Origin of the sequence: Streptomyces sp. NPDC003023, assembly GCF_042888225.1 — a bacterium.
Classification (GTDB): Bacteria; Actinomycetota; Actinomycetes; order Streptomycetales; family Streptomycetaceae; genus Streptomyces.
On sequence record NZ_JBIAPL010000014.1, the window covers coordinates 33,516 to 45,738 of the forward strand.

Annotated in this window: 11 protein-coding genes; all 11 read right to left on the reverse strand. The window is 74.3% G+C overall.

Features of this window, described 5'->3' with window-relative positions; all coding sequences use genetic code 11:
* Position 1: 1 nt before the first annotated feature.
* The 11 genes from ACFYV1_RS31310 to ACFYV1_RS31360 all read right to left on the reverse strand — a co-directional run bounded on the left by ACFYV1_RS31310 (position 2) and on the right by ACFYV1_RS31360 (position 12,155).
* Positions 2-826 (reverse strand): OAM dimerization domain-containing protein, encoded by an 825-nt coding sequence (locus ACFYV1_RS31310; protein ID WP_389399007.1) that lies wholly within the window; start codon positions 824-826, stop codon positions 2-4.
* Positions 823-2,442 (reverse strand): lysine 5,6-aminomutase subunit alpha, encoded by a 1,620-nt coding sequence (locus ACFYV1_RS31315; protein WP_389399008.1) that lies wholly within the window; start codon positions 2,440-2,442, stop codon positions 823-825. Before ACFYV1_RS31315 ends, ACFYV1_RS31310 begins: the two co-directional genes overlap by 4 nt.
* On the reverse strand, positions 2,439-3,608 hold the full coding sequence (locus tag ACFYV1_RS31320; protein WP_389399009.1) for an L-erythro-3,5-diaminohexanoate dehydrogenase: 1,170 nt from the start codon (positions 3,606-3,608) through the stop codon (positions 2,439-2,441). Before ACFYV1_RS31320 ends, ACFYV1_RS31315 begins: the two co-directional genes overlap by 4 nt.
* The gene (locus ACFYV1_RS31325; protein ID WP_389399010.1) at positions 3,605-5,017 is read right to left on the reverse strand and encodes a KamA family radical SAM protein; all 1,413 of its coding nucleotides are present in this window, start codon (positions 5,015-5,017) and stop codon (positions 3,605-3,607) included. Before ACFYV1_RS31325 ends, ACFYV1_RS31320 begins: the two co-directional genes overlap by 4 nt.
* A gap of 61 nt (positions 5,018-5,078) precedes the next feature.
* A complete protein-coding gene (locus ACFYV1_RS31330) occupies positions 5,079-5,768 on the reverse strand; it encodes a GNAT family N-acetyltransferase (RefSeq protein WP_389399011.1) in 690 nt (229 codons plus the stop codon).
* 41 nt (positions 5,769-5,809) lie between these two features.
* The gene (locus ACFYV1_RS31335; RefSeq protein ID WP_389399012.1) at positions 5,810-6,838 is read right to left on the reverse strand and encodes a pyridoxal phosphate-dependent aminotransferase; all 1,029 of its coding nucleotides are present in this window, start codon (positions 6,836-6,838) and stop codon (positions 5,810-5,812) included.
* The gene (locus ACFYV1_RS31340) at positions 6,835-7,206 is read right to left on the reverse strand and encodes a cupin domain-containing protein (protein ID WP_389399013.1); all 372 of its coding nucleotides are present in this window, start codon (positions 7,204-7,206) and stop codon (positions 6,835-6,837) included. Before ACFYV1_RS31340 ends, ACFYV1_RS31335 begins: the two co-directional genes overlap by 4 nt.
* A gap of 146 nt (positions 7,207-7,352) precedes the next feature.
* Positions 7,353-8,669 (reverse strand): ATP-grasp domain-containing protein, encoded by a 1,317-nt coding sequence (locus tag ACFYV1_RS31345; RefSeq protein ID WP_389399014.1) that lies wholly within the window; start codon positions 8,667-8,669, stop codon positions 7,353-7,355.
* 79 nt (positions 8,670-8,748) lie between these two features.
* Positions 8,749-9,507 carry a GNAT family N-acetyltransferase gene (locus tag ACFYV1_RS31350; protein ID WP_389399015.1) on the reverse strand — a complete coding sequence of 253 codons (759 nt, stop codon included), beginning with the start codon at positions 9,505-9,507 and terminating at the stop codon, positions 8,749-8,751.
* 66 nt (positions 9,508-9,573) lie between these two features.
* The gene (locus tag ACFYV1_RS31355) at positions 9,574-11,088 is read right to left on the reverse strand and encodes an MFS transporter (RefSeq protein ID WP_389399016.1); all 1,515 of its coding nucleotides are present in this window, start codon (positions 11,086-11,088) and stop codon (positions 9,574-9,576) included.
* On the reverse strand, positions 11,085-12,155 hold the full coding sequence (locus ACFYV1_RS31360) for an SAM-dependent methyltransferase (protein ID WP_389399017.1): 1,071 nt from the start codon (positions 12,153-12,155) through the stop codon (positions 11,085-11,087). Before ACFYV1_RS31360 ends, ACFYV1_RS31355 begins: the two co-directional genes overlap by 4 nt.
* Between the last annotated feature and the right edge of the window lie 68 nt (positions 12,156-12,223).

Here is a 12,223-nt window from a genome sequence, read left to right on the forward strand (position 1 = left end):
TTCACCCGATGCCCTGGAGAACAGCGGAGCCGGCAGGAACAGCAGAGCCAGCAGGAACAACAGGACCGTGCGGTGGGGCGGGGGTCAGGGCGTGGATGAGGTAGCTGGCGACGTCCCCCGGGGTGGTGCCGCGGCCGAAGACACGGTCCGCGCCCAGCGACGGCGCGGACCGTGCGTCGAACCGCGGCCCGCCCACCACCAGCAGCGGCCGCTCGTCCTCGGCGAACTCGGCCCGCAGCTCCGCGCTCAGCTCCCGCACATTGGTCAGATGGGCGTCCCGCTGGGTGACCGCCTGCGACACCAGCACCGCGTCGGCCTGTTCGGCGCGCGCCGCGCGCACCAGCTCGCCGACCGGGACCTGCGCGCCCAGGTTGATCACACGCATCTGCTTGTAGTACTCCAGGCCCTTCTCGCCCGCGAAGCCCTTGATGTTGAGGATCGCGTCGATGCCGACGGTGTGCGCGTCGGTGCCGATGCAGGCGCCGATCACCACCAGCGGGCGGCCCAGCCGGTCGGTCACCGCCTGGTCGGCTTCCTTGGCCGACAGCAGCGGATAGTCACGCTCGGCCACGGTGACGTCGGCCAGGTCCACCGCGTGGGTGACGGCCCCGTAGACGACGAAGAAGCTGAAGTCGGTGCCGCCGACCGCGGTGCTGTGCACCACCAGCGGGCGCTCCATGCCCATACGGCCGGCCAGTTGCAGGGCCGCGCCCTCGGCGCGCGGGCCGTGCGGCAGGGGCAGGGTGAACGACAGCTGCACCATGCCGTCGTCGGGGGTGTCGCCGTAGGGCCGGACGGTGCCGGCGGCCGGGAACGGTGTGCTCATGTCGCCTCGCTCGTGTCGCCGTCGGTCTCTTGCGGTTCTTCCAGGAGTTCCAGGGCCGGGTTGCGGTAGCCGTCCGCGCGGGCGACCACACCGTCGGCGCCGCGCCCGCCGCCGGCCGGGCGGCGCATCCCGCCGAACGTGCCCTGCCCGATCGCCTCCAGCAGGCCCTTGTCGCAGATCCGCTCCAGCAGCCGCACGGCCTCGTCGAGGACCTGGTGGGCGCGCCGGGCGATGAACCCGTCGGCGGCGGGGCGGAAGTCCTCGGCCAGCGAACCCGCCGCCCCCAGCACGTAGCGCACATTGCGCAGCGCCAGGTCGCGGTCGGCGATCAGCGGCGTGACGACGGCCTCCGTCATCATTCCCACCAGCAGGATGCTCTGCCCGGTCAGTGCCCCGGCCAGGTTGAAGAAGCCGTTGAGGAGATAGCCGCGGAACACGTCGCCGCTCATGTGCCGGGTGGGCGGCATCCACTTGAGCGGCGCGTCGGGAAACACCTCACGGGCCAGCAGGGCGTGCGCCAGCTCCAGCCGGAACGAGTCCGGCCGCTCCGGGTCGATCTCGAAGGCGTGCCCCAGGCCCAGCTGCCCGTCGGCGAGCCCCGCCTCCTTGGCGAAGAACTCGTTCAGCAGCTGACTGGCCGTCACCGTGTGCGCGGCGTCGACCGCGTCGGCGGTGGTGAGGTAGTTGTCCTCGCCGGTGTTGATGACGATGCCCGCCCGGGCGTGCAGCTGCCGGGAGAACCGCTGGTCGACGAACGTGCGCACCGGGTTGATGTCGCGGAACAGGATCCCGTACATCGAGTCGTTGAGCATCATGTCGAGCCGTTCCAGGCCCGCCAGCGCCGCGATCTCCGGCATGCACAGCCCGGACGCGTAGTTCGTCAGCCGGATGTAGCGGCCCAGTTCGGCCGACACCTCGTCCAGCGCGGCGCGCATCAGCCGGAAGTTCTCCCGGGTGGCGTACGTGCCGGCGAACCCTTCACGGGTGGCGCCCTGGGGGACGTAGTCAAGCAGGGACTGGCCCGTGGAGCGGATCACCGCGATCACGTCCGCGCCGCCGCGGGCCGCGGCCTTCGCCTGCCGCACGTCCTCGTGGATGTCGCCGGTCGCCACGATCAGATAGATCCACGGCGCGGGCGGATCGCCCCACCGGCCCGCCATCCGCTCCCGCTCCGCGCGCCGGGCGTCGACGACGCCGATCCCGCCGGCCACCGCGCGGCGCGCCGCACCGGCCGCCGCCCGCGCGGCCGCTCCCCGGGGGAGGCGGAAGGGCACCGTACGGGCGGCCGCGCAGGCCGCCAGGTCGGTCAGGTCCCGGTACCGTCCGCCGCTCAGCGCGTCCCACACCGGCAGGCACACCCCGTGTTCCAGGCCCACGGTGTCGGCCACCGCGTCGACGAGCCGGTTCACCCACGGGATGCCCTCGGCGTCCGCGCCGTCCAGCCCGGCCAGCCGCAGCGTGGCACGCTCCACCGACACGGTGGTGTGGGTGCGGGCGAGTTCGACGACGGGCCCGCCGGCGCGGGCCGCCAGCTCACGCGCACGGGCGACCGTACGGGCGTCCAGGCCCAGCTTCCCCGCCGCGGCGGCGGGCAGCACCGAGGCCGCAGAGGTCATCGCACGGCCCCCGCCCCGGCCCGTCCGGCCCCCGCCCCGGCCCGTCCGGCCCCCGCCCCGGCCCGTCCGGCCCCCGCCCCGGCCCGTCCGGCCCCCGCCCCGGCCCGCGCGGGGCCGTGCGAGCGGTCGAACAGGGCCCGTACGCCCGGTTCCTGGCGCACCAGGTCCAGCGCGAGGGTGTGGTGACCGGGCTGGTAGCCGTTGCCGATCAGCATCGTCACATCACGGGCCATGCCCTCGGCGCCGAGCGCCGCCGCGCTGAACGAGGTGGCCATCGAGAAGAAGACCACCGAACCGCCGTCCGCCGTGGCCCAGATCGCCGCGTGCTCGCAGCCGGCCACATCGGTGCACACGACGGTCACATCGGCCTCCCCGCCGTGCGCCTCCAGCGCCGTGCGCACGGCCACCGCGTCCCTGGCGTCGGCCCGCACCACCGCGTCGGCGAGGCCGGCGGCCGCCAGCGCCGCCTCCTCGGCCGCGTCGGGCACCACCCCGGCCACATGCCCCGCCCCGGCCCGCCGGGCCGCCGCCAGCGACAGCGACCCGGACTTGCCGGACGCGCCGAGCACCAGCACAGAAGGGGCCCGGCCGCGCCGCGCGTACGAGGCGACGACCCGGCCGGTCAGCGCGGGCGCGCCGCACACGTCCAGCACCGACAGGGCCAGCCGGTCGGGCAGGTCCCCCGGCAGCCGGGCGGCGATCGACCGGCCGAACAGGATCGCGTGGCCGCGGGCCGGCACCCGCTCGCTCAGGCCGTCCCAGTCCCGCAGCCCGTCGGTGATCACCAGCGGGGTCAGCGTCAAGGACACCAGGGTCGCCACCCGGTCGCCCACCCGCAGCCCCAGCGGCGAGTCGGGCCCGCACGCGGCGACGGTGCCGATCAGCATGCCGCCCGAGCCGGTCACCGGGTTGTGAATCTTGCCGCGCTCACGCACCAGTTCGCACACCCGCGCCCGCACCGCGTCGCCGTCGCCGCGGTGCGCCTCACGCAGCTGACGCAGCGAGGCGGCGTCGAGGTTCAGGCACTCCACCTCGACCCGCACCTCGTCCGCGGCCAGGCGCGGATCGGTGTCCAGCCGCAGCGCCGCCTGCGGCAGCACCCCGAGCGGCTCGCGCACCCGGTGCAGCCCGATCGGCGAAGGAGCCTGCTCCCGGCGGCCGTTCACGACGCCCCGCAGATCAGGGTCCGGGCACTCGTCCACCACTGCCGGCCGCTCTCGGGCAGCGTGTGCACCGGGTCGTAGTAGTGGTGCACCCGCTCCAGACCGCTCGGATCGTCCTGGTCGAGCGTCGTGCGGTAGTTCTTCGTCCACGACGAGATGCCGCGCTCACGGTCGTAGCCGTCCACCTGGTCCACCCACCGCTTGCCGACGTACGGCACGTCGCACACCAGCCGCGGGGTGGCGAACCCCGGCAGATAGCCCATGATCGAACGCTGCAGTGCCTGGGTGCGCTCCAGCGGCAGCCGCCAGTGCTCGGCGCCGGGGATCATGTCGCAGAGGTAGAAGTAGTACGGCATGATCTGCGCCGAATCCAGCAGCGCGAAGCACAGGTCGAGCAGCGCCCGCGGGGTGGCGTTGACCCCGTCCAGCAGCACGCCCTGATTGCGCACGTCCCGCAGACCGGCACCGAGCAGCGCCCGCGACGCCTCCGCGACCAGCGGTGTGACCTGCTGGGCGGCGTTCGCATGGGTGTGCAGGGCCAGCGACACACCGCGCGCCCGGGCCTTGGCCGACAGGACGGCGACACCGTCGAGGACCTGACCGGCCAGCCAGTGCTGCGGCAGGCCCACCAGCCCCTTGCTCGCCAGCCGGATGTCGCGCACCGAGTCCAGCTCCAGGAGCCGGTCGACGAACGACGCCAGGCGCGGCCAGGGCACGTTGGCCACATCACCGCCGGAGACGACCACGTCCCGCACCGAGGGCGTCGCCCGCAGATACTCGATCATGCGGTCCAGCCGGTCCGCCGGACGCAGCACGAACCGGTACTTGGTGATCTGCGGCGTGGAGGTGCCCACCAGATCCATCCGGGTGCAGTGCCCGCAGTACTGCGGGCAGGTGGTCACCAGCTCGGCCAGGACCTTCGTCGGATAGCGGTGGGTGAGCCCCTCCACCGCCCACATCTCCGCCTCGTGCAGCGAGTCGCGCGACGCCAGCGGATGGCTCGGCCACAGCGGATGACGGTCGGAGGCCAGCGGCAGCATGTAGCGGCGCACCGGGTCCTCGTACCAGGCGGCCGTGTCCACGCCCGTGTGCGGCGCCATCGTGTTCAGCACATGCGGCGTCAGCAGGACGGGCATCGTCGCGTGTTCACGCTGGTCGGCCGCCAGATCGGCGTAGAACGCCTCGTCCAGGCCGCCGCCGGCGACCGCGGCCAGCTCCTTGACGCCCTTGACGCAGTGCGCCCGCTGCCACTGCGGATCGCGCCACTGCTCCACGGTGACGTCCCGCCAGCCCGGGAACCGGCGCCAGTCGGGCTCCACCGGCTCGTGCCGGGCATAGGCGTACGGCTGGGGGAGGGGCTCGGCGGCGGTGTCCGCGGTGACGGATCCGGTGCTCTGTGGACGGGACACCATGCTCCTCGGGTGTGTGCCAGCGGTTCGACGAAACGTCACAAAGCGGCGCCGGAGCGCCGGTTCAGCGGGAGAGCCGGAAGACGAGCAGCCCTTCGGCGTCGCGCCCCTCGAGCAGCTCGAAGCCCGCCCGCCGCATCACCTGCTGCGAGGCGGTGTTGTCCTCGGTGGTCGTGGCGACCACCGTGTCCACGCCGCCGCGCCGCAGCGCCCAGGCGGACAGCTCGCCCAGCGCCTCGGTGGCGTAGCCGCGGCCGCGGGCCTGCTCGGCCAGGTCGAAACCGATCTCCACGCCGCCGTCGGCGGGCGGCCCGTGGAAACCCATCGCCCCCACGACCCGAGCGTCCTCGGTCCGGAACAGCAGATACATGCCCCAGCCCGGCACATGCGCGCCCGCACCGGCGGCCGCGTCGAGCATCCGGGCCGCGACACGGGTCTGCGCACTCGGCCCGCCGCCCGCCCAGTTGAGCCCGGCGTCCGCGCCCGCGGCGATCTGCCGCGCCTCCTCGGGCAGCACCTCGCGCAGCCACAGCCGCGCCGTGGCCAGCAGCTGCACGGCGGGCCGCAGCGCGTCCTCGGTGGCGGCCCGCCGCACCGGGGCGGGGCGGCCGTCGGTCCACAGCTCGGCGATCCGGTCCAGACAGGCCCGCTCACCCCCCGACCAGCCGGTTGCCTGCCAGCCGTCCGGCAGGCCCGTGCCGCTGGGCCACACGGCGTACTGCTGCCGGTCGTTGACGATCACTGCATGGGTCACGAGGTGCTCCTGTGAGGTGGTACGGGTGCCTGCGGCCCCGGTCACCGGACCGGGTCGATCACGTCGAGGGCGTCCAGCAGCCGGGTGAGGTCGGCGACGGGCCCGAGGGAGACCCGCAGGTGCCCGGCGAAGCCGAACCGTCCGGCGTCGCGGACGAGGATGTCGTGCTCGGCGGCCAGCCGCCGCTCCACGGCGGCACAGTCACCGGCCGCGACAGCCACGAAGTTGGTCGCCGACGGCAGCGACGAACGCCCGCGCGAGCGGAGCTCGCCCCGGAACCAGGCGCGGCGCAGCGCGTTCTGCCGGCGCACCTCGTCCAGATGGGACCGGTCGGCGAGCGCGGCCACCGCGGCCGCCTGCGCGACGGAGTTGGCACTGAACGGCATGGCGGCCTGGGCCGAACGCAGCGCGGCGACCAGATCGGGCGAGCCCACCGCGTAGCCGATCCGCAGCGCGGCCAGACCGTACGCCTTGGAGAACGTGCGCAGCGACAGCAGCGGCGCGCCGCTGCCCAGGTAGTCCCGCACCTGCGGGGTGCCCGCCGGGGCGAACTCCAGATAGGCCTCGTCGACCACCAGGGGTGTGCCCGTCACCGCCGCCCGCTCGACCAGCAGGTCGAACCCGTCCCGGTCCAGGACACCGCCGGTCGGGTTGTGCGGGTGGCACACGTAGGCGATGCCCGCGTCCTCCGTCGCGGCGGCGATCGCCCCCGCGTCCACCTCCGCCCCGAGCAGCGGGATCTCCCGGCAGCCACGCCCGGCGGCCGTCAGACAGACGCGGTAGCCGGGGAACGTCCCGGCCGAGGTCACGCCCGGCCGGCCGCGGTCACCGAGCGCCAGAGCGGTCAGCAGCACCAGTTCGTCGCTGCCGTTGGCGACGGCCACCTGCGCCTCGCCGACACCGACCCGCTCCGCGATCGCCGCCACCGGCGCCACGCGGCCCGGGTCGGGATAGACGGAAACGGTGTCGAGGGCCTCGTGCGCGGCGCGCACGGCCAGCGGGCTGGGGCCGTAGGCGTTCTCGCTCAGATGCAGCCGGGCGGGTGCGGTGCGGGCCGGCGCCGTGGTCACGCCGCGTCCCCCAGCAGGATGCCGAAGCAGTAACTGCCCGGCTCCGCCTCCAGTGTGAGGAACCGGTGCTCGGCCCCGGCCGGCACGTGCAGCAGCGCCGGGGAGGCCAACTGCTGCGACTCGCCGTCGACCGTCACCTCGATCCGGGCGCCACCGGGGGTGGGGGAGACCAGGAAGTAGATCTCGGCCACCTCGTGCCGGTGCGGGTCGGCGACCGGCCGGCCCACCAGATGGTCGATCGGGCCGCCCGCCACCTGGACCGGCACCCCGCCGAACATGTCGGCCGTCAGATAGAAGGGCGCGGGCTCGTGATGACCGGCGACCGGCAGGAACTGCGGTACGTCGGTACGGATCTCAGCGGCTGCCACGGGGCCACCTTCCCTTCCGGCTACGGTCCTCGACGGTGCAGAGAATTCACGACCCGGCTCGAGCGGGGCTGGAGCTGCGATCCGGCCGCACCGGCCCCTGCGACGACCGGGACCAAAGCGCGGACAGCGCCGTGCGCGGCGGCCGCTCACCGGCCCGGCACCGGCAGGGCGCCGTGCGCCGCGGACACCGTCTCCGGTACGCCGCCGGGGCCGGCGACCGTGAACGACAGCGCCCCCAGAGCCCGGTCCGCGGCCTCGAACATCGCGTCGTGGTCGGCCACCCGGCCCTCCACCCACGCCAGTTCACCGGTGTTCACCCCGGCCGGCAGCACGGTGCCGGGAGCGTGCCTCGCCTGCACACTCACCACACCGTCCACGGCCAGCGCCGCACGCAGGCCCGACATCCCCAGATAGGTGCCGCCGCCGGCCGGGGAGGGCATCGACCGGGTGAACACCACCGGCCCGGCAGGGGCCCGCAGCCGCGACACGTCCTCGCCGAGCGCGACCCGCCCGGCCAGCGTCACCGCGTCGAAACCGCCGCGCAGACGCGCCAGTTGCACCTGGAACCCGCCCAGACGCCCGTTGACCTCGATGATCCTCGGCCCGTCCGGCGTCAGCTTGACCTCGGTGTGCGTGACGCCCCTCGTCACCTCCAGCGCCCGCAGCGCACCGCCCACCAGCCGGCACACCTGCTCCAGCTCGGCGTCCTCCAGCGGCGCCGGCCACATGTGCCCCGTCTCGCGGAACGGCGGAGCCAGCGGGAACTTCCCCGTCACCGCCCAGTGCGAGACACGGCCGCCGGACACCGCCGACTCCACCGAGACATGGTCGCCGAACCGCCCGCAGTCCCGGCCGCGCAGATACTCCTCCAGCACCAGCGCACTCTCACCCGCCGCGCCCCGCTCACCCTCCGCCGCGGACTCCGGCAGCAGACGGGCGGCCAGTTCGGCCCCCAGGGACGCCTCGGTGACCAGATGCGTACTGCGGCTGCCCTCACCGCGCGCGGGCTTGAGGACCGCGGGCAGGCCCACGGCCGCCAGCGCCGCCGGCCAGTCACCGGCCTGCCGCAGCAGGAACGACCGCACCCCCTCCGTGCCCCGCTCCCGCAGCCTGGTGCGCTGCGCGTACTTGTCGCGCAGCAGCTCCACGGTCCCCGGCGAGTGGTAGGGCAGCCCCAGCCGCACGGCCAGCTCCGCCGTCTCTGGCAGCCGGGACTCGCTGAACGTGAGGATCGCGTCCGGGGACAGCTCCGCCAGCCGCGCGGCCGACGCGTCCAGGTCCGCCGGGTCCAGCCGCACCACACGGGCCAGTTCCCCGGCCAGCGGCGCCGCCTCGTCCGTGTGCGCGGACGGGCACAGCACCAGGACCACCTCGCCCAGCACCTCCAGCCCCTCCACGATGTGCAGGGGGGAGGCCGAGCCCCGGTCGTAGACGACGGCGATGACAGGGCGACGCTGGGCCATGGGAAGTCCTTCGCTTCAGGGGACAGGGGACAGGGGACAGGGGACAGGGGACAGCGGACAGGGACAGGGAAAGGGCGGTTCAGGCGGCGCTCTGGTCGGACTCCTCCGCGTAACGCACCCCGGAGAGCACGCTCGCGAGCGGCACACCCGCCACCGCACCCGGCGGAGCGGCCTGCGGGGCCGGCAGGGCCTCGGCGGCATCCGCGCCGAAGAACGGCAGCGCCGCCGCCACGCCGCGCACCTCGGCGTCGATGCGCCGGTGCGCCTGCCAGCGCGCGCGGGTCAGCCGGAAACGGTCGCTCACCACCTGCTCGCCGCGGACCGCGTTGACCTGGCTGCCGTCCCGCTCGAACCCGAACTTGCGGCACACGCCCTGCGAGGCGTCGTTGCCGCGGCGTACGACGGAGAACGCCTGCTCGGCGCCCAGCCCCGTGAACGCCAGCTCCAGCGCCGCGGCCCGGGCGTGCCCGCCGAGCCCCTCGCCCTGCCGGCCCAGCGCCAGCCACGACGTCAGCAGCACCTCACGGGTGACGCCGAAGTCCCGGCCGCCCAGGCTCTGCGAGCCCACCACCTGCCCGTCGGCGACGACGACCAGATACAGCGTCCAGTCCTCGGGTGTCCAGGACGCCATCGCCCGCCAGTGACGCTGCAGCACACGCTGGGCGACCTGGGCTGGCGTGCCGTCCGTCCACTGCGAGAAGAACGGCATGAAACCCGGTGCGTGCACGCCGTCGACGGCCCGGTCCGCGAGCGCGTCGAGATCCTCGGGCGTGGGCCAGCGCAGCTCGACGCGCCCGGTGCGCACCGTGACACCGGTGAGCGGCCAGTTGTTCAACATTCAGCACCTCGTCGGGAACAGGAGGACGGAAAAAGAGGGGGCCGCACCCGGCCGGGCACGGGCCGGTCACACGGGGGAGACGGCACTCTTCACGGACCGGGCCGCACCGGCCGGCAGGGGCTGCTCCGGACGCGGCGGCGCCTCGGGCAGCGGCCGCACCGACCGCGGCTTCCCGGCCCCGGCCCCGGCCTCGACCTCGACCTCGACCTCGACCTCAGCGTCGACCTCGACCTCGACCTCGACCTCGACCTCAGCCTCAGCCTCAGCCTCAGCCCCGGTCCCGGTCCCGGTCCCGGTCCCGGTCCCGGTCCCGGTGTCGGTGTCGGGCTGCGGTGCGGGCAGGTCCACCTGCGCGCTCAGCGTCGTACGCAGCCGCACCGCCACCGCGACGACCGCCGCGCAGCCACCCAGCAGGGCCGCCATCAGCGCGATGCCGTTCGCCCATGGCAGCGTGGCGCCGGCGAGCGCCGGGCCGGCAACCGAGCCGGTCGAGATCGCCACCGACAGCAGCGCGTTGACCCGGCCCCGCACCTCCTCTGCCGCCAGATCGTTCAGCAGCGACGTCACCACGGGGAAGACCAGCGCCTCACCCACCGACAGCAGCACCACACCCGCCAGGGCGAGCGTCAGCGCCCCAGAACCCTTGCCGAACCCGGCGACCGTCACCATCGCCCAGGCCGCCGCCCACACCGCGCCGGAGACGGCGAGCACCGTGGAGCGGCGGATCCTCTGGATCCGCTCGGCCAGCAGGAACTGCGCCCCGACCGCGACCACGATGTTGAGGGCGAACGCGCCGGAGATGCCCTCGGGCCCCAGCGCACCGCCCTGCGTCAGATAACCCGGCAGACCCGAGCGGAACTGTCCGTACGAGACGAGCGAGCAGATCACCAGCGCACCCAGCAGCGCCGCGAGGTGACGCTGCCTCAGCACCTCGCGGTAGCCGGCCCGCGGCCTCTTCGCGCCGCCCTCGTCCCCGCCCGCGGGGATCACCCTCGGCAGCAGCCAGAACAGTGCCGCCCCGGCGACCAGGAACGTCGCCCCGTCCGCCAGGTACAGGGCGGCGAAACGGGCCGCCCGCGACCCGGCGTCCATCGACGCCACCACACCGCCGACCAGGACACCCACTCCGGTCATCGCGTTGAACACCGCGTAGTCGGCGCTGTAGGCGAGGCCGCGCTCCCGTGCGGAGGCGGCCCCCGCGTACAGGAAACGCAGCACCGTGCCCACACCGCTGATGCCGAAGCCGTACACCAGCGCCGCGACCAGCGCCGAGGGCGCCCCGTCCGCCTGCGCGTACAGTGCCGTGCCCGCGCCCGCCACGGCCATCACCAGCGGCACCGTGGTACGGGGTGGGAACCGGTCGAGCAGCGCCCCCCACAGCAGCCCGCCGGCGACGGCGGTCGCCGCCTGGACGGCCAGCGTCACGGCCGGCACCCAGGCGGGCAGCCCGTGCACATCGCTCAGATAGATCCACAGGAACGGCAGGACGAGACCGCCGCCGAAGGAGTTGACGGCGTTGACCGCCAGGACGACACGCGTACGCGGTGAGAACTCGCGCAGCAGGGCGAGGGGACTGGTCACTTCGCCTCCAGCACGTACAGCCACGAGTGGGGGGTGCCGAACGGCACCGTGCGGCGCGGCACCAGACCGGCCGCGGCGAACAGCTCCTCGTACGTCTCCTTGGTGTGCAGCGGCACGCCCATGAGCGCGTGGGCCAGTTCGTAGCCGAGTGAGAACACCGGCAGGGTCTGCGCGCCGTCCGTGTCCGGGCGCAGCATCGTGTCGGCGAACACGAAGGTGCGGGCCGCCGGGAACGCCTCGCGCAGCCGGGTGAAGGTGTGCGGGCGGGTCACCGGGTCGGCCAGCAGGTCGTGCAGCAGGAAGAAGCTCATCACCGTGTCGACCTCGGCGAGCTTGTCGTGGTGCGCGGCCCGGTGGCACACGTCGAGCACGTCGGTCCTGATCGCCTCGACCCGGTCGCTCAGACCGGCCTCCGCGATCGTGCGATGGCCGAGCTCGGTGGCCGGGCCGCTGATGTCCAGGCCCAGGCCGCGGGTGCCGGGGCGGTTGCCGACCACGCGGCTGACCCGGGCGGAGATCCCGCTGCCGAGGTCGGCGAGGGTGGAGAAGTCGACATCGGCCAGGACCTCGTCGAGGGTGCCGGCCATGAAGGAGCGGTCGTTCTGGCCGGAGCCGAGGGCCACCATCGCCTCGTCGCGCAGCACGCCGGCGCCGAACTCCGCCTCACCGGACGCGATCCGGTGCGCCTGGGCGAACACCTCGGCGTAGCCGCCGACGCCCCAGGTGAAGTAGCCGCGCATGCGGATCATCTCCTGGCCGGCGGTGGTCAGCAGTGCCGTGTCGCCGTCCTCCTGCAGCCGCACCCAGCCGCAGCCGGCGGCGGCACGCACCACCTCGCGCAGCACCCGCTCACGCAGGGCCGGTCCCTTCTCGGCGGCGAGGGCACGCAGGTCCAGCAGCGGGTCGCGCTCCAGCCGGTCCCAGATGCCGAGCCGGTCCAGGGTGTGGACGACGGTGGCGGCGACATAGCCGTTGAAGGCCTGGTCGACCCCTATCGGGGCGGGCGCGGCACCTGCCCAGTCGGCGGGTACGGCGAGCGGTGCGGCATGTTCGAGAGCGGCGGTCATGGCGGGTCCCTTTCGGCGGGGCGGGCGGGTCAGGCGGGCGGGGTCAGGCGGGTGGGGTCAGGCGGGTG